This is a genomic window from Arthrobacter sp. StoSoilB13 (assembly GCF_019977255.1).
Taxonomy (GTDB): domain Bacteria; phylum Actinomycetota; class Actinomycetes; order Actinomycetales; family Micrococcaceae; genus Arthrobacter.
Map to the genome: position 1 here is coordinate 81,423 of NZ_AP024649.1, position 20,384 is coordinate 101,806.

Consider the following 20,384-nt stretch of genomic DNA (forward strand, 5'->3'; position numbering starts at 1 on the left):
CACCCGCCCAAACCCGCTTACTGAAAGGCCTCCAAAACCGCCGCGAGCTGAAGAAGCTGCAGCTCAGATCCAGGTTTACCGATCACCTGGATGCCCATCGGAAGGCCACTGGTTGTCACATGGACGGGGATGCTGATCGCCGGCAATCCACACACATTGACCATGGAGGACCAAGGCGCGTACTCGCATTGTCTTCTGTAGTCCTCGTCTGCGTCGCCCGCCCATTCGCTGGGCCAGGGCTCACTGCTGTGGCCGCCGCCCGTGAACCAGCCGATCGGGCGTGGTGTCTGAGCCAGCGTGGGCATGAGGATGACGTCCCACTGCGCATATTGTGCGATCGTGTCGTGCTCGAACTGCCGCAGGAAAACGAGGGCCTCATTGACCTTCAACGCGCTGCGCTGCTGCGCACGACGACGGAACGTTCGGGTGAGCGGGGTCAGGAGCCCCTCGCGCTGGGGTGCTATCCGGGCACTCCCGACGCCGGCAGTCCAGGCTGCGGTGAACGCCTCCGGGTAGCGGTTGTCGTAGCGGATCTCCGCTTCCGCGACGCGGTGGCCGGCCTCTTCAAGCAGCTTGATTCCCCGCGCAAGGCCGTCCAATGCTTCCTGTTCCACTTCGAAAGGGAAGACTCCGGCCCACGGGCTATCCAGGCTCACGCCCACTTTCAGTGCCGTTGGCGCCTGGCCAACGTTGGCGAGATAACCGCCGTCGGGCGCTTGTTCGCGGGGGACCAGCGCGTCCATCAGCAGGGCAGCGTCCGCCGCCGTACGTGCCAGCGGTCCGGCGACCACCAATTTAGCTGCGTCACCCGCGCTCGCTCCGGATGGCACCATGCCGCGCCCCGGCTTGAGCCCCACCAGGCCACAGGCGCCTGCCGGAATGCGAATGGAACCGCCGCCGTCCGTCCCGGGCGCGAAAGGAACCATGCCAGCCGCCACGGCCCGCTGCGCTTCCGCCCGAAGACCCTCCGGAGCTTCGGCTTAAGGAGTGGGGATTGCGCGACGGCGGTGCGATGCGGTTTTCGCTGTACGCGGTGAGTCCGAACTCCGGAACCTGCGTTTTGCCCAGCGAGATGGCGCCTTGGCCCTTCAGGGTGGCTGCGAGGGCGCCATCCTCAGGTGCGGGTTTGTGCTCCAAGGCGGCGCTGCCGTGGGTGGTGGGAACGCCGGCTACGTCCGTGAGGTCTTTGAAGGCGAGTGGCATGCCGTGCAGGAGGGGCAACTCGGAAAGGCGGTGTGCGCGGGAGAGTTGCGCGTGCAGGGTGTCCGCCGTGCCGGCGTCGGCCAACGCTTGCTCTGCGGTAATGGTAATGAAGGCGCCCAAGTGCCTGTTGCGGGCCTCGATGACGGACAGGAAATGGCCGGTGGCGTCCCTTGCCGACAGCTCGCCGGTCGCGAGGGCATCCCGAAGCGCCGCAGCGTTAAGGGCCTGCAGGGAAAGATCAACCAAGGAAACGAGACTCCAACCGTTCCTCCACAGCGATGGCGTCCACGCTCTCGCCAGCACCTGCAGTGACCCGGAAAGCGGCCTTGTTCTTGACTTCGGACACTACCTCCACGAGCTCGGTGCCCTGGTAAACCAGCCCCACGCCGTCGTCCGTGCAATGCGCCTCTCCCAGCGTGCCGTTGGCCACGAGCTTGTGGATGGCAGGAGCGCGGCGGGGTTCGGAGTCATAGTGGACGCCGTTGGCGTAGGGAAGGAAGCCAAGCGCATTCGTAACCGGCTGCAATTCAGGGCCGAAGGAATCCGTCACGCCGCTCTTGAACCAACAGATGGAACCCGCGGAAACCCCGGCCAGGACCACGCCGCTTTCCCAAGCCTTCCGCAAAATTCCATCCAGGCCGTGTGCCCGCCACACGGCAAGCAGGTTGACCACCGAACCACCGTGGACCCACACCACGTCCTGCTCCAGAAGATGCGCTTCAGGGTCCTCAATATTGGGCATGGTGAAGAGGTTGAGATGAGCGAAATCAAACCCGGCAATACGGGCCGCCTGATCCATCTCTGCCGCCCACCAGCGTTGGTCACCTGATGCAGTACCGATGTGGGTCACGCGGGGTGCGCGCCCACTTACCCCGGACAACTCCACGGCGTAGTGCATGAGGTGGTCGAACTCGATGCGGGTCCGGCTGCCAGGCTTGTAACCGCCGGATGTTGCGAGGATGGTGGGTTGGCCAGCCGCCATGGTCCTGCTCCTAACAGCCGATTCAAGGGAGTCTCTGCGTCCCAGTCTTAGTGCCGCAACCGCGGGGCGCAAGCGACGTCCCGCTTCGCGGCTGCTGCGACTAGGCTGGATGATGATCTGAATCGATGGGAAGGGACCGCCATGAGCGACTTCGAAACCGTGCCTGTGGGCGATATTCCGGCTGATGCCAGCATCCTGGACGTTCGCGAGGACTATGAATGGGTTGCCGGACACGTTGAGGGCGCACGGCATATCCCTATGGACCAACTGCCGGCCCGCTTGGATGAACTTGATCCCGATGACGACCTCTTCGTCATCTGCCGTACCGGTGGCCGTTCCTTCCGCGTAGTCCAGTGGCTGGTGGGCCAGGGCTACTCTGCCGTGAACGTGGCCGGTGGGATGGACATGTGGTTCGAAGCCGGCCGGCCAATGGTGTCGGACAACGGTCTCAAGCCAGTGGTTCTCTAACCTTCGGCAGCCCGACCCGCGCATATAACCAGCAAGGAATATTCAATGTCAGCACCGACCTATACGTTTCTGGGCCCTGAGGGAACGTTCACGGAGACCGCCCTCATGCAGGTCCCTGGCGCCGCTGATGCCTCCCGCATTCCTTGCACCAACGTAAACACGGCCCTCGAGCGGGTTCGCAATGGTGAGGCGGACGCCGCCATGGTTCCCATCGAAAACTCGGTGGAGGGTGGCGTGACTGCGACCCTGGATGCCATTGCCACCGGCCCCGAACTCCGGATCATCCGCGAGGCCCTGGTGCCTATTACGTTCGTGCTGGTGGCGAGGGCCCGGCGTCGTGCTTGCCAATATAAAGCGCATCTCCACACACGGCCACGCATGGGCCCAATGCCGCCTCTGGGTGGAGGAAAATATTCCGAACGCGGATTACGTCCCCGGTTCCTCTACCGCGGCAGCGGCCATGGGTCTCCTGGAAGGAGACGCCCATTACGACGCCGCCATTTGCGCACCGTTGATTGCGGGCGAGCAACCTGGGCTCAACGTTCTGGCCGAAAACATCGGCGACAACCCGGATGCAGTCACCCGCTTTATCCTGGTGAGCCGTCCGGGTCCCTTGCCCGAACGCACGGGTGCGGACAAGACAACGGTTGTTGTCCCGCTGCCGGAGGACCACCCCGGTGCCCTCATGGAAATCCTTGACCAGTTCGCTTCGCGGGGGGTCAACCTGAGCCGGATCGAATCACGCCCCACCGGCCAGTACCTTGGCCACTATTTCTTCAGCATCGATGCCGACGGTCATGCGTCGGATTCCCGTGTTGCTGATGCCTTGGCGGGTCTCCACAGAATCAGCCCGGCAACCCGTTTCCTTGGCTCATATGCGCGCGCCGACAAGCAGGCTGCGGTGGTTGCCCCACATACTTCGGACGCTGCCTTCGCCTCCGCTCATGCGTGGGTTCAATCGATTCTCAAGGGCTAGGCTGCGCTGGGTCCGGCGCTAAATTATTGAATCTTCAACCCCTTTCGCGTTGATGCAACTGTGCGTATGCTTGCCTGATCCATAAACGATGGATGAATGCCCAAAAGAAGGGAGCGGTCATGTCTGTCCACCGGGATGACAAAGACGGCCAAGGCATGATCGTCAATCCCAAGCCTTCCGGCGAGAACAAGGACGACTGGGACGGCGACGAAGCTGACCGCGCGGATCGACTCCGTTTTGAAGAAGAACAAGCGATGATCCGTGAGCAGGCCGAGGCCCGGGCCGCGGCGAAGGCGGCGGCCGAAGCAGCCGCAGCAAATGCGGCCCAACCCGAAAAGGGTGCAGTCTAGAGGGTTTGAGCTTTCGGTACCCGCACCAATAGCGAACCCGGCTGGACCTGGACGGTGACCTCCGTGGCCTCGCCCGCGGGGTCGCCGTCGAGTTGAGTCGCCATGGGTTCCTGGCTGCGGATGGTGACCTTGCCGGAGCGATAGAAATTCATCACCGGCAAATTCCGTTTGTGCTTGAACAGGATCTTCGCGTACATCGCGATCCATCCGAACGCGCTGCGCGGGCTCATGACGACGATGTCCAGCATGCCGTCGTCGATCATGGCTTCCGGAATGAAATCGATGCCGCCAGGAATCAGGCCGCAATTGGCGAAAAGCACACTCCGGATTTTCCGGGCCTGTTCCGGCTGGTCATCCATGGTGATGGTGACACGCTTGCGGCGACCGGGCAGATGCCGGACTCCGGCCTCTGTATAGGCCAGCCAACCCACGGTCTTCTTCAGGTCTTCCTTGGTATCGCCCACAACCTCGGCATCCAGGCCCATACCGGCGATCACAAGGAACGTGTGGGTGGACGATTCTCCCGTAATGCCGTTGTCTATGGCCATGCTTGCGGTATCAATAAAGCGCTGGTGCCCAAAGAGGGCGATCTGGATGCAGTCGGCGATGTCGGTGACGTCCAGTTCGACGTTGCGGGCCAGGAGGTTGCCGGTGCCCAGCGGAATGAGGCCCATCGCCACGCCCTTATGCGCCAGCGACTCAGCCACCACACGCACTGTACCGTCGCCGCCGCACGCAAGAACGACGTCGGCCCCGTACTCCAGCGCTTGGCGCGACTGCCCGTAACCAGGGTCCTCCACAGTGGTTTCAAAGAACTTCGGGCTGTCCCAACCGGCGAGGTCGCAGGCATCGATAATCGCTTGGCGGGCCTCGAGAGACTTGTTTTTCACCGGGTTGAGAATCACCGCAACCTTCTGGTGCCCTGGCTCCGGCTTGTGGGTGTCCTCCCGAACCGCGCTCCTGATGTGACGGGCTCTCAACCGGCGCACACCCCACCAACTGGAGACGGCAAAGGCCACGCCCCCAGCGAGAATCACGTACAGGATCCAGTCGCTCATGGTGCTCCAACACTATCGTCCTGGGCGTGCACCGCAGATTCGATACTCTTGTGTGGTGATCGACGTAAAAGACCTCAGCGAAAATCCGGACAAGTTCCGTGCCAGCCAGCGCGCCCGTGGCGCCGACGAGTCTGTTGTGGACGCGATCATCTCCGCAGACTCCGATCGCCGTGCCGCGCTGATCCGCCATGAAACCCTCCGCGCCGAGCAGAACGCCTTCGGCAAGAAGGTTGCCCAGGCAAAGGGCGAGGAAAAGCAGGCCCTGCTGGCCGAGGTCAAGGAACTGGCCAACTCGGTGAAGGCCGCTTCCGCTGAAGCTGCTGCTGCCCAGGCCAAGCAGGAGGAACTGCTCCGCGCCATCCCCAACCTGATCGTCGATGGCGTTCCCGAGGGCGGCGAGGACGACTACGTTGTGGTCAAAACGGTGGGCACGCCGCGCGAATTCACGGATTTCGAGCCGAAGGACCACTTGGAAATCGGCGAACTGATCGGCGCGATCGACATGGAACGCGGCGCCAAGGTCTCGGGCGCGCGCTTCTACTTCCTGCGTGGCGTGGGTGCCCGCTTGGAAATGGCGCTGCTGCAGATGGCCATGGACCAGGCGATCGAGGCTGGCTTCGTCCCGATGATTACCCCCACCTTGGTGCGTCCGGAGACCATGCAGGGTACCGGATTCGATGTAAAGCACGACGCCGAGATCTACCGTCTCGCTGAAGACGACCTTTACCTTGTGGGAACCTCGGAGGTGGCCCTCGCCGGCTACCACGCGGACGAGATCCTGGACCTCTCTTCCGGTCCCATCCGCTACGCCGGCCAAAGCTCCTGCTACCGCCGCGAGGCCGGTTCGCACGGCAAGGACACCCGCGGCATCATCCGCGTACACCAGTTCAACAAAGTGGAGATGTTCATCTACACCACGGTTGAAGAAGCAGCCGCGGAACACGAACGCCTGCTCGCATGGGAAGAGGAAATGCTGGCCAAGTGCGAGCTTCCCTACCGGGTGATCGACACAGCTGCGGGCGACCTCGGCATGTCCGCGGCCCGCAAGTTCGATTGCGAAGCCTGGGTTCCCACCCAAAATGCCTACCGTGAGCTCACCTCCACCTCCAACTGCACCACGTTCCAGGCCCGCCGCCTCAACATCCGCGAACGCGTGATCAACGAGGAAGGCGTCGCCAAGGGCACCCGTGCCGTGGCCACCCTGAACGGCACCCTGGCCACCACCCGCTGGATCGTGGCCCTGTTGGAGCACCACCAGAACCCGGACGGCTCGGTCAACGTTCCCAAGGCCCTGCAGAAGTACCTTGGCGGGCTTGAGGTTTTGCCGGTCCTGTAGGTTTCGGCGCGGAATTGATGGGGCGGCCCGGAGTGTTCACGCGGCGTTAATCCCTTGCTGTGTCCTCGGTCCTAGTGCGGTGTCAGAGGTGTCTGCTCTACTGGAACCATGACTATTTTGACTGACACTCCAGTTGCTGGCATCGATGACCAGCCAAATGACAACAACAAACTCATGATCGCATTGGACGTTGACGGTACGCTCGTGGACCACGATGGCCACATGTCCCCAGAGGTTAGGGCGGCCGCACAGGCGGTGGTCGCGAGCGGGCATGACGTCATGATCGCCACCGGCCGGTCGCTGAATGCCACCTTGCCCATCATCGGGCAAATCGGCTTGGAACGTGGCTACGCGGTGTGCTGCAACGGCGGCGTTACTCTCCGGCTGGATCCCACCCTTGAGACCGGCTATGAGATCATCCACAAGGCAACGTTCGATCCCGCTCCGGCGCTGAAGGCCCTGCGCGAACGCCTGCCCAACGCGAAGTACGCGCTGGAGGATGAAGATGGGAACTTCCTCTCCACGGAGCGTTTCCAGGATGCCAGCTTTGGCGTCGAGGCAATCGGCGTGGACTTCCAGACCATGTTGGAGGCCACGGCGGTACGCGTGGTGGTCTTCAGCAGCGACAACACTTCTGACGACTTCAATCACGCCATCCGCCACATCGGCCTTTCCGGCGTGACGTACTCGGTTGGCTGGACTGCGTGGCTGGACATTGCCGCGGAGGGCGTGACCAAGGCCAGTGCGCTTGAGGCCCTGCGCAAGAGGATCGGCACGGAACAGGCCAACACGGTGGCGGTGGGCGATGGCCGCAACGACATCGAGATGCTCACATGGGCCGGCAGGGGAGTGGCCATGGGCCAGGCTCCCGAGGAAGTGATCGCCGTTGCGGATGAGGTCACCGCGTCAGTATTCGACGACGGCGCCGCCCTGGTTCTGCGCAGCCTGCTGTAGCAGCCGCACGGCTAAGCCCGGAGGCGGCGCGGGCTAGTCCACCCGCCCCCGCCAGGCACCGGTTTCGTGGCCGCGGTCCTCGATGAATTCCTTGAATTTGTCCAGGTCCGCGGCCACCTGCATTTCGTCGGCGGAGAGCGCTGCGCCGGCCTTCTCCACGAATCCTTCGGGCTCCCATTCCAGTGTCACGTTGACGCCGCAGTGCTGGGGTCCGAGGTTGTCGAAGCGGACTGTGCCGGCGTTGCGCGGTGCGTCGATGCTCTCCCACGCAATGACGGTGTCCGGAACTTGTTGGGTGATGCGGGCATCGTATTCGCGCCGGACTCCGCCGACCTTGGTTGAGAAGTGCAGCGTTGAATCGTTGATCTGGCGGACATTCTCCACGCCGCTCATGAACTCGGGAAACTTTTCGAACTGGGTCCACTGGTTGTAGGCGACCGAAACCGGTACCTCTACCTCGATGGCCTTCGTGACGGTTTGCATCAGTGACACCTCGCTGTGGATTGTTGTGGTTTTGGTGGGGGGTTAAGTGAAATGGGTTTGAACAGGGGCCGCCGCCGGCTGAGTCGACAATTGCCTGTGCAAGGTCCCGGAGCTTGACGTTCCGGTTACTGGAGGCCTTTTTGATGAGCTCAACCGCTTCAGCTTGGCTGCACCTGTTTTGGGCGATGATGATGCCTGTGGCTACGTCGATGACTGTCCGGGATGCCATGGCGGCACGAAGGTTGGCGGCGGTTTGGCTGTGCTGCGCAATGAGCACTGCCAGTTGCAGGCCCTTGGATGCCTGCTGAACGTAATCGGTGGCGCGTTGAACGGCGGCCTGGTCGAAGCCGCTGGGGCGTTCGGAGTAGAGGTTCAAGCCTGCCCGTGCGGTGTCATCCGTGAGCGGGAAAGGAACGGCGAGGACAGAATGAACACCGTTCGCCAGGGCTAGCTCGTTGTACTCAGGCCAGGTGTTGTCTTTTTCGAAGTCCGGAACATGCACCAGTGTGCCTTCCCTGCAGCAATGGACACATGGGCCGTCGGCGTACTGGTACTGGAGTTCGTCGAGCATCTGCGCCCGTTCGCTGCTGCTTGCCACTGTGGCCGCGGCCCGATGCCGAAGCAGTGTGATGCCACAAAATACTTCGTTGTCAGGCTTGGTGAACATGGCCGCTGAGTGGCGTGCCAGCTCGGCCAGGAAGGCCTCCACGTCCGGTGTATCCAGAAGCAGGTCCTGGATTTCCGCTGCTACAAGATGCGGTTCGGTGAGTTGTTGGTTTTCCACGTGGATCTCCGATCCCTGGAGGAGGCTACCCTTCGAGCGTAGTCCTGAATACCCGTTGAAAGCTAATAGTAAGTGTGCTTCTCTTTTTAAGGAGTCTTGCCGTGGGCTCACTCACTTCAGCAGGTCTAAGGATTGAAGCCACATGCGACAAACCCGACCACACGACGTCCAAATCCGGCCTCCTGCGCCGGAAAGTACCATCCGTCAAAGCTTCCAGGACGGTTTGGTTTTGGACCATCTCAATCTCGCAAAATCAATTGCCGCCCGGTATTCCGCCCACACGCACGATCTCGACGACGTCCGGCAGGTTGCGTACATGGGCTTGATCAAAGCGGCGCGGGGATTTGACGAAAGCAAAGGCGTCAGCTTCCCCGCCTACGCCGCCCCGACCATCGCCGGTGAGGTCAAGAGGTATCTCCGCGATCACTGCTGGGTAGTGCGGCCACCGAGGCCCATCCAGGATGTGCGGCGCCAAGTGCTCGCCCGGACCGAGGAACTGACGCAAAGCCTGCAGAGGACTCCGACGCCCGAAGAAGTGGCGGCGGACCTACGCCTGGAACCTTGCCAAGTCAGGGAAGCCTTGATGGCCGGCACCAGCAAGCGGCCGGATTCCCTGGACGCCCCCGCTGCGGAGGGCCGCGACGGACTGCAAGCATGCGTTTCCGCTTTCGGATCTCCGACGGAGCGGCTGGAGGACGTGCTCGCCCTTCGAAACGCAATCCGGGGCCTGAGCGCGGAGGACAGGCACCTCCTCTATCGCCGCTACTACCGCGAGGAAACCCAGTCCACCATCGCGGAGGCACTGGGCATGTCCCAAATGCAGGTCTCGCGGCGGCTTTCCAAGATCCTGGTGTCCCTGCAGACACAGCTCCTGGACGAGGAAGCACGCCTCCAGGACGGAACGGCGCCTTAACAAGCGAAAGCAACAGCCGAAACCACCAAGAGCCCAGGAGTCAGCAGCCCAACCCTCCCACCGCATCCAACACGTCACGGACGGTCACGGCAAGGAGCGCAGGATCGGGATCGGCGGCGAAAACGTCACCGCGGCGAAGTTCGACGGCGGTAAGCACCACGTGCGGTCCCGGCGGCGGACCCCATTCTTCAGGGGGAGCGGGGCCGAACAGGACCACGGAGGGCCGGGCATACGCGGACGCCAGGTGTGCGGCGCCGGTGTCCGCCGAAACGACGAGCCGGGCATCCGCAATGGTCGCCGCGAACTCTGCGAGGCCCTGCCGCCCGGCCAGCACGCCGCCGTCGAGGTTTGCTCCGTTGAGTTTTGCCAAGGCGGCGGTCTCCACTGCCCGCCCGCGCTCGGACGTGCCCCCGGTCAGCACGACGTCGTGCCCTGCCCGGGAGAGCTCGACGGCCACTTCGGCGAACCGCTCTATGGGCCAGAGCCTGCTGCCATACGCGGCGCCCACATGGATGACCGTGGCGCCAGGCCGGGGCGAGGGAATGCTCGGCCTGTTGAGCCGGTAATCCAAGGGATCGGCGTCGATGCCGTGCCAGTTCAGGAGGCGGGTCCAGCGCTCGCGTTCAGGGATGCCGGTTGTCCATTCAGGTCCGTCGAGCCCGGGAGCTTGGTACGCGAGCACCCGCCTTGCCCGAAGTTCATTGATGCGCTGCCGGCTTTCGGGTCCGTTTCCGTGCAGGTTAACGGCGATGTCGACGGCGCCCGGGGCGATGTTCAGTGGATCATCAAGGCCCGGCGTGGGGAGGTGGTCGATGCCGCCCACCAGTTCCAAGGCCTCCGCAATCCAGGCCGGTGCGGCGTACAAAATGCGGTGCTCGGGGAATGCCCGGCGCAGGCCGCGAAGCGCCGGAACGGCAACAAGCAGGTCCCCTAGTTTCAAGGCGCGCAAGGCCAGCAGCAGGGGTTGTCCGTTCATTTCGGCTGTGTCCATGGTGGCCTCCCGCTAGGAGTCTAGCGGCCAATGCAGGTGCTGGCTCCGCAGGGAAACTTCTCGTTGTCACGCTGTTTAGTGTCGGGAGAACTGGGGAACGTTGCGGGTATGGGAGGAACTGGAACGTTGAAAGCGGTCCTGTTTGACCGCGATGGAACGCTCGTCGTTGACGTGCCCTATAACGGCAACCCGCAACTGGTGCGGCCCATGGATTCTGCCCGTTCGGCTCTTGAGCAGGTACGGCGGGCGGGACTGGCGACAGGGGTGCTGAGCAACCAGTCGGGTGTTGCCCGTGGCCTGCTGACGTTGAATCAGGTCCACGCCGTGAACCGGCGCGTTGAGGAGCTTCTGGGCCCGTTCGATGTGTGGGAAATCTGCCCGCACGGCCCGGCCGATGGCTGTACCTGCCGTAAGCCTGCGCCGGGAATGATTCTCGCCGCATGCAGCACGTTGGGGCTGCACCCGTCCCAGGTGGCCTTCGTTGGGGACATCGGTGCCGACGTCGAAGCAGCGACGGCAGCCGGCTCGCGGTCCGTATTGGTGCCCACACACGTCACGCGGCCCGAGGAAATTGAGGCGGCGGGGGTGGTCGCGGAGAACCTGTTGGCCGCCGTCGGGCTGTTGCTGGATGCCGCGACAGGCACGACAGGAGGGGAATTCCAGAAACCCGACGCCAGGCAGGATTCACCCGTATGAGCCGCGTCCTGGTAGCCCGACTGGACAGCATGGGCGATGTGCTCCTCGCTGGACCCGCCCTGCGTGCCGTGGCGAATGGAAGCCGGCCGGACGGTAGCAGACGCAACGACGTCGTCTTGCTCTGCGGCCCCGAGGGCGCCGGCGCGGCGGAGATGCTGCCCGGAGTCACCCAGGTCCACACGTGGCCGTGCCCATGGATCGTCAATCCCGCGCCGGCCGTGACGCCTGAGCTGACCAATGGCCTGATCGAGTTCGTTCGCAGCTCCAGGATTGAGGAAGCCGTGATCCTCACGTCCTTCCATCAGTCCCCGCTTCCGTTGGCACTGTTGCTGCGGCTGGCAGGCGTCAAGCGCATCACGGGCGCCTCCACTGACTACGCCGGCTCCTTGCTGGACGTCCGGTTGAAACCCGGGGAAGACTTCGCCGAGGACCAGCCCGAAGTTGTGCGGGCGCTGGGGATTGCGCAGGCAGCTGGCTTCCAGCTTCCCCGGGGCGACGACGGCAAGCTCCACATCAACCCGCTGGACGAACCCGGGGAGCTGGTGGACGAACTCACCCAAAATGGCCCGTACATCGTGGTCCACCCGGGCGCGGCTGCTCCGGCGAGGGCGTGGCCTGCACTCCACCACGCTGCCACCGTGGAACTCCTTGAAGCGTATGGGCACCGGGTGGTGGTCACGGGAGGGCCGGGCGAAACATCGCTGACGGCAACCGTGGCAGGACCCTCGGCACACAATCTCGGCGGCACCACAGACTTGCGCACACTGGCAGCGGTACTCGCGGGCGCCGCCGTCGTGGTCACCGGCAACACGGGTCCCGCCCACTTGGCGGCAGCTGTCGGAACTCCGGTGGTGTGCCTGTTTTCCCCTGTGGTTCCTGCGATCCGCTGGGCGCCGTACGGCGTTCCGATGGAACTGCTCGGCGACCAGGAAGCAGCATGCAGGAACACGCGGGCACGCATCTGCCCCGTACCCGGGCACCCGTGCCTTAGCTCAGTTACCCCGGAACAAGTCCTTGAGGCGGTGGAACGGCTGTTGGGGGGAGTGTCCTCGCTCAGCACCCGAAGAAAGGTGTGGAAACCATGAGGATCCTGGTCTGGCATGTCCACGGAGGATGGATGGAGGCCTTCGTCAGGGGGCGGCACGAATACCTCCTTCCCGTAGAGCCCGACGGCGGTGCGTGGGGTTTGGGGCGGGGCGGCAGGGAGTGGCCGCTCGCCGCGCAGGAGATTGACCTGGACACCGTTGATCCGGATAGCGTGGACGTGGTGGTCCTGCAACGTCCGGAGGAGATCGCCGCGGTTGCCCGGAAGCTGGGTCGAAGGCCCGGAGTGGACCTGCCTGCCGTCTACGTTGAACACAACACGCCCAAAGGCGACGTCCCGTTCACTCTCCATCCACTGGCCGATCAGCACGGTATCCCCGTGGTTCATGTGACGCACTTCAATCAGCTCTTCTGGGACACCGGATCCACGCCAACAGTGGTCATCGAGCACGGCATCCCCGATCCCGGCCGGCTTTACACCGGTGAACGCGAAGAGATGGGGGTGGTGGTCAACGAACCCGTCCGTCGCGGCCGGTTGACGGGCACGGACCTCCTCCCGGGCTTCGCCGGAGTAGGGCCGTTGAGGGTTTTCGGAATGGGGACGGAAGCCCTGCCCGAAGCGCTGAACCTGAAGGGGTTCGGCCTGAGCGAGGAGCGCCTGCGGATTTCCGGGGACGTACCCGCGCCCCGGCTGCATCAGGAACTCGCCCGCTGCCGGCTCTACCTGCATCCCCTCCGTTGGACATCCCTCGGGTTGGCCTTGCTCGAAGCCATGCACCTGGGAATGCCGGTCCTGGCACTGGCGACCACTGAGGCGACCCGGGCTATCCCGCCGGGAGCAGGTCTTGTTTCGAACAACGTGGACGAACTCCAACGGTTTGCGCGGTGCCTGCTGGACGAGCCCGGTGACGCCTATGCGATGGGGATGGTGGCCCGGGCCGCAGCCTTGGAACGCTATGGGCTCGGGAAATTCCATCAGGCCTGGGACGAACTCCTGGCGGATCTCCCCACGGCCCGCCCTTCGCTTGCCGATACCGGCCTTCCTGAAAAGCAGATCCCCGAAAAGCAGGTCCCGAATAAACAGCTCCCCGACACGGAACGCCGCCCGCAACCCGGTTCGGAGTCCGTCAGCCATGACACAGAGAGGACGCACCCATGAAAATCTCCATGGTTTCCGAACACGCCAGTCCATTGGCCGCCTTGGGAGGTGTGGACGCCGGGGGGCAAAACGTCCATGTGGCGGCCCTTTCATCAAGTCTTGCCAGCCGTGGCCATCAAGTCACCGTGTACACGCGGCGGGATGACCCGGATCTTCCTGCAAAGGTGCAGGTTGCGCCGGGACTCACCGTGGTCAACGTTGACGCCTGCCCGGCCCGCCACATCCCCAAGGACGAACTGCTTCCTTTCATGGGTGAGCTCGCCGACGGCATCTGCCGGGACTGGGCCGGCTCGGTCCCGGACGTTGTCCACGCGCACTTCTGGATGTCCGGGCTGGCCGCGATCCAGGCTTCCAGGCGGGCCGGTGCCGCCGAGCCCATTGCCGTGGTCCAGACCTTCCACGCACTGGGTTCGGTCAAGCGCAGGCACCAAGGTTCAGCGGACACCAGCCCACCCGCGCGTGCATGGCTGGAACCGTGGGTAGGGCGCACGGCGGACTGGGTGATCGCCACCTGCCCTGACGAGGTCTTTGAGCTCAAGGCGCTGGGCATTGGCAGGTCGAGGATTTCCATCGCACCATGCGGGGTGGACCTCAACCTTTTCCCGGGCACTGGAGAACCAGAGAATAAGTCCCGCACGCACCGCATCCTCAGTGTCGGCCGCCTGGTTCCCAGGAAGGGCGTGGATCTGGTGATCCAGGCACTGCCCCTCCTTGCTGAAGCCGGTTTCGACGACGTCGAGCTCCTCATCGTCGGAGGCTCCGGCGACGCCCTGAACCTGGAAGAGGATCCGGAAGCCCAGAGGCTTCGCGCCTTGACCAAGGAACTTGGCGTGGAGGACAAGGTCACCATGCGGGGACAGGTACCGCGCGACGCCATGCCCGGAATCTTCCGCAGCGCAGACGCCGTGGTCTGCACGCCGTGGTACGAACCGTTCGGCATCGTTCCCCTCGAAGCCATGGCCTGCGGAGTGCCCGTAGTGGCCGCGGCCGTCGGCGGACTCCGGGAGACCGTCGTCGACCAGAAAACCGGACTGCACGTACCGCCGCGGGACCCGGAAGCAATCGCCGACGCCGTGGGGCGGCTCCTCGCCGACCCCGCCTTGCGTGCCGACATGGGCCGGGCCGGAAACCGCCGCGCCCGCTCGCGCTACTCCTGGGACCGCATCGCCGCGGACACCGAGAAAGCGTACCGGTCCGTCTTGGCCGCGGGGTTGTCCCGGCAAGCCGGAGAAGGCCTGGAACCACTGGAAGGAACAGCGCTGTGACTACAGAATCGACAGTTCCCAAGAGAATCACGCGGAACACGCGGCCCGTCCCGGATACCGTGCCCGCAGGCTGGAGCGGGTCTACAAGCTCAACAAACACCCGTGAACCACAGATCGCCTCAGAGGTCGCCGCACACCTGGACAACGTACTGCCAGCGCTCGAGTCCCTGCGCTCGCAGGCCGCCCGCCTTTCCGAATGGGGAACCGAGCTCGCCCACCGGCTTCTGTCCGGACAACGGCTGCTGGCCGCCGGCAATGGGGGATCAGCGGCCGAAGCCCAGCATCTCACCGCAGAACTCGTAGGCAGGTTCGACGCCGAACGCGCACCCTTCTCCGCAATTTCCCTGCACGCCGAAACCTCCGCCCTCACGGCACTGTCCAACGACTACGGCTACGAGGAAGTCTTCGCCCGCCAGGTAAGGGCACACGGCCGGGCAGGGGACGTCCTTATCCTGCTCTCCACGAGCGGGCGCAGCCCCAACCTCCTGTCCGCCGTCCGGGCAGCAGGAGAACGCGGCATCACCACGTGGGCCCTGACCGGCGCCGGGCCCAACCCCCTGGCCGACGCCTGCGACCAAGCCATCACAGTGGACGCCATCGCAGCCAACGCCCAGGAAGGCCACCTCATTGCCGTCCACGCTGTATGCCGCGCCTTCGATGCGGAGGTCGCGAGGAGGACGGGGCCCCGCCAGGCCGGGGACGGAGCCCAGCCATGAAAGTGACAATCGTAGGTGACGTCCTCCTGGACGTGGACATCAACGGCACCGCCACCCGGCTCAGCCCCGACGCGCCCGTACCCGTTGTGGACGTTGCCCATATCCGGCGTCGGGCAGGTGGCGCGGGCCTCGTGGCTACCCTGCTTGCACGCGACGGTCACGACGTCGCCCTGGTCACCGCGGTGTCCGACGACGACGGCGCCAGCCACCTCAGGCGCGCCCTGGCCGGTGTCACCATACTCACCGGAGCCCCGCTCGCCCCAACGCCCACCAAGACCCGCGTGCGTATTGGGACCCATCCCGTGGTCCGGTTCGATGAAGGATGCGCGCCTGCCCCTTCCCCGTCATGCACCGCGGAGATGCTCGCTGCCATTGCCTCCGCGGAAGCGGTTATCGTAGCCGACTACGGCCGCGGAATCACTGCAAACCCCGACATCCGCACTGCGCTCGCCGACTCCGCCCGCCACGTCCCGGTGGTGTGGGATCCGCACCCTGCCGGTTCGGAGCCGGTGCCGGGTACCGCCGTCGTGACGCCCAACCTCGCAGAGGCGCGGGCCAAGGCGGGCGGGCGGCATCCGTCCAAGAGCACTGCGGAGGACGCAGGGAATCATTTGCTGGATCGCTGGGGCAGCCGTGCCGTCCTGGTCACGACCGGCGAAGAGGGCGCGGTTTTGGTGGAAGGTGCGGGGGCCGGGCAGGATCATCCCCGCCCCAAAGACAATCGTGGACGATCCTTGCGGAGCCGGAGACCGCCTGGCGGGGAGCCTTGCCGTGTATTTGGGCCTGGGACTCGCGCTGCCTGCTGCTGCGGCCAGGGCTGTCGAGGATGCCTCCGCGTTCCTCGCGAAGGGCGGAGCATCCTCCCTGGCCATGGGTACGAGTACGCCCGACGCAGTAAATGGCAGCCAGCCTGGCAAGGCAAAGGGGAGTCCCGTCGTCGAGCTTTTTGGCCGCTTTCCGGGCGTGGAACCGGGAATCCAAGGCCTGGAACCGGGAATCCAACTCGCGCGGACAATCCGGGCGGGTGGCGGGACGGTCGTGGCGACCGGCGGCTGCTTCGACCTCCTCCATGCCGGTCACGCACGCACGCTGGCCGCGGCCCGGGACATGGGGGATTGCCTCATCGTTTGCCTGAATTCCGATGAGTCCGTCCGGCGTCTGAAGGGCCCGCACCGGCCGATCGTCAGCATGGAGGACCGGGCAGAGCTCTTGCTCGCGTTGTCCTGCGTTGATGCCGTGGTGGTCTTCGACGAGGACACCCCCGAAGCTTGCCTGAGCCAACTCAGGCCCGATATTTGGGTCAAAGGCGGAGATTACGAACCCCATGAATTGCCGGAAGCCAGCCTCGTGGCTGCGTGGGGAGGGCGTTGCGTAACGGTGCCCTTCCATCCGGCCCGCTCCACCAGCGGCCTGGCTGAAGCACTCGCCAAAGTCAGCTGAACGCAACTCATCCAAGAATCGACCACCGAAAGGAACCGTATGAACACGCAAACTCCCGGCCGCGTCATCGTCACCGGAGGCGGCTCCGGCCTCGGCGCTGCAATCGTCGATGCCATCCGCGACGCCGGAGGCACTCCGTTCGTCTTCGACCGCAACATCAGCAACGTATCCGGCGCGAAAGCCCTTGAAGTCGACGTCTCCAACCGTGAATCAGTTGAAGCGGCCGTGAAGGAGGCAGCCGAAAGCCTCGGCGGCCTGGATGGGGTGGTGACGGCCGCGGGCATCGACCGCTGTGGCAAACTGGCGGACGTTCCCGCAGCCGAGTGGGAAAAGGTGATTGGAGTGAATCTCCTGGGCACCGTTTCCGTGGTCCGTGCGGCGTTGCCCTACTTGAAGGAATCCCGGGGCCGGGCGATCACCATCGCATCAACCCTCGGCTTGCGTGCACTGCCGGACGCCACGGCGTACTGCGCCTCCAAGTTCGGCGTCATCGGATTCAGCCGGGCATTGGCCGCCGAAACCGGGGGAGTCATTGGTGTCACCACCATCATCCCGGGCGGCATGAAGACACACTTCTTTGACGACCGCGACGAACAATACAAGCCGCAGGACGACTCCAAACTCAACGATCCCGCGAATGTGGCGCAAGCCGTGGTGTTCGCGTTGTCGCAGCCGTTTGGCAGCGAGGTCCGCGAGCTCCTTATTTGCCCCGCAGAAGAAGGCTCGTGGCCATAAGGTCATGCACGTCCTGAACAACGTCGGCCACGGCGATACCCCTGATCAGGGTGTCGTCGTGGCCGCAGTGCTGTGCAGACCAGCCCACCTGGGTCACATCGGCCCCACACACCGGGCACTCGGTCACCCACGACATGTTGACGCGGTGCAGGCTCCGGCCCCGGGGCCCTGCGTTGAAGACGTTGCCTACCCAGAAGATCCCCACGGTTGGTGTTCCAAGGGCTTGCGCTAAATGCCGGGGACCGCTGTCGCTGGCAAGCATTACGGTGGCCGCGTCCAGGAGCGCGGCGAGTTCGCCGATCTCCAGTTCGCCGGCAACTGAGCGCACGGCATCTTTGTCATGGACTGTCAGTTGCCTTGCCGCGAGTTCTGCCACTTCCTGGGCCAGCGCCTTTTCGGAGCGGTCACCCACCACCAACACCTGCGCGCCTTCCTGGGCTATGGTCGCGGCAGCTTCAGCAAAGTCCGACGCCGGCCATCGCCGCCGCGGATCGGTGGCACCCGGGTGGAGCACCAGGAGGGGACCCCGTTGCGGGTTGAGCAGGCTTTTCACGCCTTGCTGGTGTTCGGGCAGGGGGCGTAAGGGTGGAGAAATGATGGTTGGCACCCCCGCCAAGCCCGCTACCTCAAGCCATCGATCAGGCTCGTTTTGGTAGTAGATGTAATCGAGATTCCGTTCCAGGGGCTCGGCGTCCTTTGTTCGGGTGCCCACCGTGTGCCGCGCCCCCAGACGGAGCAGGAAAGGGTTGGAGTACCGGCCACCGCCATGCATTTGCAGCGCCAGGTCGAACTTGCGGGCGCGCATGGCTGAGCAGAATTCTTCCTGGGCAAGTCTGTCGTCGGTGTCGTCGTTTTGATCGCCGTCTTTGTGGTGGCGGTCGCGGACGCCTTTGGCGAACGGGAGAATTTCCACCTCGTCAATGGGCCCATCCGTCCCGGCCGCCAAAGCCGCATGGATCGGCGTGCCCAGGAGCGTGATCGCGGCTTCAGGATAGGCCGCTTTCAGGGCATAGAGCGCCGGGTATGCGTAAATCACATCGCCCAGGGCCGCCACCCCTCAAGACCGCAATCCTTTCCACATCAGGGAACTTTTCCAGCACCGGGCCAACGCCCAAATTCGGTTGAACGGCCATCTGGACTTCCCTTCGTCAAAGGTGCTGGAAAACTACCGGACCCGGCGTGTGAACCGCGGGCTGCGGGGTACCTGAGGGGAGCAGGAACATGCCGCCTCTACCGGAAGGTACCCAATGGCACGCCTATCCAATCAAGAAGGTTTGGCCGAATGGCTGCCGCGCCGCCTGGCCGAAGAACGGCCCGTTGTGACAGTTGTCGGCGACGCAATCCTGGACGGTTGGTGGGATGGGCTGATTGAACGCTTTTGCCGCGAAGCTCCCGCCCCAGTGGTCCAGGTCAAGCGCCGCGACTTCGCCCCCGGAGGAGCGGCCAATACTGCCATGAACCTGGCGGCCCTTGGTGCGGACGTCAGGTTTGTCTCGTTGATCGGCCAGGATGCTGCGGGTCAGGAACTCCTTGGGAGACTCGCTGCTGCCGGCATCGACATATCCGGCGTGGTGCAGCAGCCCGGCATGGTCACCACCACCAAGTTCCGGATAAGCAGTGCCGGCCAAGTGATGCTTCGCCTGGACGACGCAGCCACCGACGTTCCCCCGGAGGGCCTCCAGGAGTTGGCGGCCGCCATCCCGGGAGCGCTCGCTGGTTCCAACGCCGTAGTGCTGTGCGATTACGAGGCCGGCGCTTTGGAGGGGCCGGTCCGCGACGCTCTGATGGATGCCCTTGGACCCACCCCTAGTCCTCAGACTGGTTCCCACCCTGACTTCAGCCACAGGCAAGGCCCCCTGCTGGTGGTCGATGCCCATCATCCTGCCCGGTGGGCCGAACTCAAGCCAGACCTTGCCACCCCGAACGCCCAGGAAGCTGCCGGGCTGCTCGGAACAGAGTTCCCCGGTGGCGCTGCACGTTGCCCCTTCGTGGAGGCCCACGCAGACCAGCTCCTTCGCGCCTCAGGCGCGGGCGCCGTCGTCGTGACTTTGGACCGTGATGGGACGCTGACGCTACGTTCCAGCGATCCGGAAGCAAGCGGAGACGATATGAACGGATCCCGCGCCACCCACCGAACCTGGGCCAGGCCCGAAGCCGAGAAGCAGGCCTCAGGTGCGGGCGACACGTTCGTTGCCGCGCTGACCTTGGCCCGGGCGGCCGGGCTGCCCCTGACTACCAGCGTTGACCTTGCCCAGGCCGCGGCTGACGTGGTGGTCCACCGGCCGGGCACCTCCGTCTGCACCACCGAGGAACTTGCCCGCCACCTGGGCGGGTTCGCCGATACTGCGTTGACTGCCGATGAATTGGCCAGGCAGGTGGAAGCGCACCGCAGGGAGGGCCGGAGGATCGTTCTGACCAATGGGTGCTTCGATGTCCTGCATCGCGGCCACACCCGCTATCTGAACCAAGCCAAGCAGCTGGGCGATGTCCTGGTGGTGGCCCTCAACAGCGATTCCTCGGTGCGGCAGCTGAAGGGACAGGACCGGCCCGTGAATCCGGAGGCGGACCGTGCCGCCGTGATCGCCGCGCTTAGCTGCGTGGATCACGTCACTGTTTTCGACACCCCGACTCCCATCCCGCTCATCGAGATGCTGCAGCCCGATGTGTACGCCAAAGGCGGTGACTACACGCCGGAAATGCTGGCCGAGACCGCGGCCGTGGAACGCTATGGCGGCACGGTGACGATTTTGGATTACGTTCCCGAACACTCTACGACGGCGGTGCTGGAGCGTATCCGGTCCACGGGGGAGAATCCCCATGCATGACGGGGA

17 protein-coding genes and 4 pseudogenes are annotated in these 20,384 nt (G+C 64.4%); 14 read left to right on the plus strand and 7 right to left on the minus strand.

All coding sequences use genetic code 11. From position 1 onward, the window contains the following. Positions 1–17: 17 nt before the first annotated feature. Positions 18–1,449, minus strand: a pseudogene (locus tag LDP01_RS18865) (amidase). Then, positions 1,442–2,185, minus strand: coding sequence for a Type 1 glutamine amidotransferase-like domain-containing protein (locus LDP01_RS18870; protein WP_224094569.1), 744 nt, complete (start codon positions 2,183–2,185; stop codon positions 1,442–1,444). Before LDP01_RS18870 ends, LDP01_RS18865 begins: the two are co-directional and overlap by 8 nt. Positions 2,186–2,326: 141 nt before the next feature. Between LDP01_RS18870 and LDP01_RS18875 the strand changes: the two genes are divergently transcribed. From LDP01_RS18875 to LDP01_RS18885, 3 genes and pseudogenes are all read left to right on the plus strand, one after another. Further along, complete coding sequence (locus LDP01_RS18875; RefSeq protein ID WP_224094571.1) at positions 2,327–2,653, plus strand: rhodanese-like domain-containing protein; 327 nt, start codon at positions 2,327–2,329, stop codon at positions 2,651–2,653. Positions 2,654–2,698: 45 nt separating this feature from the next. Further along, positions 2,699–3,629, plus strand: a pseudogene (gene pheA / locus LDP01_RS18880) (prephenate dehydratase). Positions 3,630–3,748: 119 nt separating this feature from the next. Continuing rightward, positions 3,749–3,979: a hypothetical protein gene (locus tag LDP01_RS18885; RefSeq protein WP_216924263.1), complete on the plus strand. Its 231-nt coding sequence runs from the start codon at positions 3,749–3,751 to the stop codon at positions 3,977–3,979. On the opposite strand, the gene LDP01_RS18890 is transcribed toward LDP01_RS18885, so the two are convergent. Further along, the gene (locus tag LDP01_RS18890) at positions 3,976–5,037 is read right to left on the minus strand and encodes a diacylglycerol/lipid kinase family protein (RefSeq protein WP_224094573.1); all 1,062 of its coding nucleotides are present in this window, start codon (positions 5,035–5,037) and stop codon (positions 3,976–3,978) included. The two genes, LDP01_RS18885 and LDP01_RS18890, sit on opposite strands and share 4 nt — an antisense overlap. A gap of 55 nt (positions 5,038–5,092) precedes the next feature. Here LDP01_RS18890 and serS point away from each other — a divergent pair, with 55 nt between their 5' ends. Next, complete coding sequence (serS, locus tag LDP01_RS18895; protein ID WP_224094574.1) at positions 5,093–6,373, plus strand: serine--tRNA ligase; 1,281 nt, start codon at positions 5,093–5,095, stop codon at positions 6,371–6,373. A 108-nt stretch (positions 6,374–6,481) separates the two neighbouring features. Further along, a complete protein-coding gene (locus tag LDP01_RS18900) occupies positions 6,482–7,327 on the plus strand; it encodes an HAD family hydrolase (protein WP_224094575.1) in 846 nt (281 codons plus the stop codon). Positions 7,328–7,360: 33 nt separating this feature from the next. Here the strand turns inward: LDP01_RS18900 and LDP01_RS18905 are convergent, their stop codons facing one another. Together LDP01_RS18905 and LDP01_RS18910 are read right to left on the minus strand one after the other, a co-directional pair. Beyond that, the gene (locus LDP01_RS18905) at positions 7,361–7,810 is read right to left on the minus strand and encodes an SRPBCC family protein (protein ID WP_224094576.1); all 450 of its coding nucleotides are present in this window, start codon (positions 7,808–7,810) and stop codon (positions 7,361–7,363) included. Between the two features lie 145 nt (positions 7,811–7,955). Beyond that, positions 7,956–8,477, minus strand: a pseudogene (locus tag LDP01_RS18910) (GAF and ANTAR domain-containing protein); the annotation flags it as partial. Positions 8,478–8,736: 259 nt separating this feature from the next. Here LDP01_RS18910 and LDP01_RS18915 point away from each other — a divergent pair. Continuing rightward, on the plus strand, positions 8,737–9,507 hold the full coding sequence (locus LDP01_RS18915; RefSeq protein ID WP_224094577.1) for a sigma-70 family RNA polymerase sigma factor: 771 nt from the start codon (positions 8,737–8,739) through the stop codon (positions 9,505–9,507). Between the two features lie 40 nt (positions 9,508–9,547). On the opposite strand, the gene LDP01_RS18920 is transcribed toward LDP01_RS18915, so the two are convergent. Further along, positions 9,548–10,498 carry a glycosyltransferase family 9 protein gene (locus LDP01_RS18920; protein ID WP_224094578.1) on the minus strand — a complete coding sequence of 317 codons (951 nt, stop codon included), beginning with the start codon at positions 10,496–10,498 and terminating at the stop codon, positions 9,548–9,550. Positions 10,499–10,606: 108 nt separating this feature from the next. On the opposite strand from LDP01_RS18920, the gene LDP01_RS18925 reads away from it, so the two are divergent. From LDP01_RS18925 to LDP01_RS18955, 7 genes and pseudogenes are all read left to right on the plus strand, one after another. After that, positions 10,607–11,194, plus strand: coding sequence for a D-glycero-alpha-D-manno-heptose-1,7-bisphosphate 7-phosphatase (locus tag LDP01_RS18925; protein ID WP_224094579.1), 588 nt, complete (start codon positions 10,607–10,609; stop codon positions 11,192–11,194). After that, positions 11,191–12,279 (plus strand): glycosyltransferase family 9 protein, encoded by a 1,089-nt coding sequence (locus LDP01_RS18930; RefSeq protein ID WP_224094580.1) that lies wholly within the window; start codon positions 11,191–11,193, stop codon positions 12,277–12,279. The genes LDP01_RS18925 and LDP01_RS18930 overlap by 4 nt, the downstream gene beginning before the upstream one ends. Next, positions 12,276–13,397 carry a glycosyltransferase gene (locus LDP01_RS18935; protein WP_224094582.1) on the plus strand — a complete coding sequence of 374 codons (1,122 nt, stop codon included), beginning with the start codon at positions 12,276–12,278 and terminating at the stop codon, positions 13,395–13,397. The genes LDP01_RS18930 and LDP01_RS18935 overlap by 4 nt, the downstream gene beginning before the upstream one ends. Beyond that, positions 13,394–14,662, plus strand: coding sequence for a glycosyltransferase (locus LDP01_RS18940; protein ID WP_224094584.1), 1,269 nt, complete (start codon positions 13,394–13,396; stop codon positions 14,660–14,662). The genes LDP01_RS18935 and LDP01_RS18940 overlap by 4 nt, the downstream gene beginning before the upstream one ends. Continuing rightward, positions 14,659–15,378, plus strand: a complete 720-nt coding sequence (locus LDP01_RS18945; RefSeq protein WP_527249104.1) for a D-sedoheptulose-7-phosphate isomerase — start codon at positions 14,659–14,661, stop codon at positions 15,376–15,378. The genes LDP01_RS18940 and LDP01_RS18945 overlap by 4 nt, the downstream gene beginning before the upstream one ends. Continuing rightward, positions 15,375–16,818 (plus strand): annotated as a pseudogene (locus LDP01_RS18950) (PfkB family carbohydrate kinase). The gene LDP01_RS18945 and the pseudogene LDP01_RS18950 overlap by 4 nt, the downstream one beginning before the upstream one ends. A 39-nt stretch (positions 16,819–16,857) precedes the next feature. Next, on the plus strand, positions 16,858–17,553 hold the full coding sequence (locus tag LDP01_RS18955; RefSeq protein WP_223947500.1) for an SDR family oxidoreductase: 696 nt from the start codon (positions 16,858–16,860) through the stop codon (positions 17,551–17,553). Here LDP01_RS18955 and LDP01_RS18960 read toward each other — a convergent pair. Further along, entirely contained in the window at positions 17,519–18,607 is a 1,089-nt protein-coding gene (locus LDP01_RS18960; RefSeq protein ID WP_346658946.1) for a glycosyltransferase family 9 protein, read from the minus strand. The two genes, LDP01_RS18955 and LDP01_RS18960, sit on opposite strands and share 35 nt — an antisense overlap. A 193-nt stretch (positions 18,608–18,800) precedes the next feature. On the opposite strand from LDP01_RS18960, the gene rfaE2 reads away from it, so the two are divergent. Then, positions 18,801–20,378 carry a D-glycero-beta-D-manno-heptose 1-phosphate adenylyltransferase gene (rfaE2, locus tag LDP01_RS18965; protein ID WP_224094586.1) on the plus strand — a complete coding sequence of 526 codons (1,578 nt, stop codon included), beginning with the start codon at positions 18,801–18,803 and terminating at the stop codon, positions 20,376–20,378. The last annotated feature ends 6 nt before the right edge of the window (positions 20,379–20,384 follow it).

Coding starts and splice junctions, on each gene's coding strand:
- LDP01_RS18935 (WP_224094582.1), top strand. CDS start 12,276: ATGAGGATCCTGGTCTGGCATGTCCACGGAGGATGGATGGAGGCCTTC.
- LDP01_RS18925 (WP_224094579.1), top strand. CDS start 10,607: ATGGGAGGAACTGGAACGTTGAAAGCGGTCCTGTTTGACCGCGATGGA.
- LDP01_RS18940 (WP_224094584.1), top strand. CDS start 13,394: ATGAAAATCTCCATGGTTTCCGAACACGCCAGTCCATTGGCCGCCTTG.
- LDP01_RS18900 (WP_224094575.1), top strand. CDS start 6,482: ATGACTATTTTGACTGACACTCCAGTTGCTGGCATCGATGACCAGCCA.
- LDP01_RS18915 (WP_224094577.1), top strand. CDS start 8,737: ATGCGACAAACCCGACCACACGACGTCCAAATCCGGCCTCCTGCGCCG.
- LDP01_RS18955 (WP_223947500.1), top strand. CDS start 16,858: ATGAACACGCAAACTCCCGGCCGCGTCATCGTCACCGGAGGCGGCTCC.
- rfaE2 (WP_224094586.1), top strand. CDS start 18,801: ATGGCACGCCTATCCAATCAAGAAGGTTTGGCCGAATGGCTGCCGCGC.
- LDP01_RS18875 (WP_224094571.1), top strand. CDS start 2,327: ATGAGCGACTTCGAAACCGTGCCTGTGGGCGATATTCCGGCTGATGCC.
- LDP01_RS18920 (WP_224094578.1), bottom strand. CDS start 10,498: ATGGACACAGCCGAAATGAACGGACAACCCCTGCTGCTGGCCTTGCGC.
- LDP01_RS18870 (WP_224094569.1), bottom strand. CDS start 2,185: ATGGCGGCTGGCCAACCCACCATCCTCGCAACATCCGGCGGTTACAAG.
- LDP01_RS18930 (WP_224094580.1), top strand. CDS start 11,191: ATGAGCCGCGTCCTGGTAGCCCGACTGGACAGCATGGGCGATGTGCTC.
- LDP01_RS18885 (WP_216924263.1), top strand. CDS start 3,749: ATGTCTGTCCACCGGGATGACAAAGACGGCCAAGGCATGATCGTCAAT.
- LDP01_RS18905 (WP_224094576.1), bottom strand. CDS start 7,810: ATGCAAACCGTCACGAAGGCCATCGAGGTAGAGGTACCGGTTTCGGTC.
- LDP01_RS18890 (WP_224094573.1), bottom strand. CDS start 5,037: ATGAGCGACTGGATCCTGTACGTGATTCTCGCTGGGGGCGTGGCCTTT.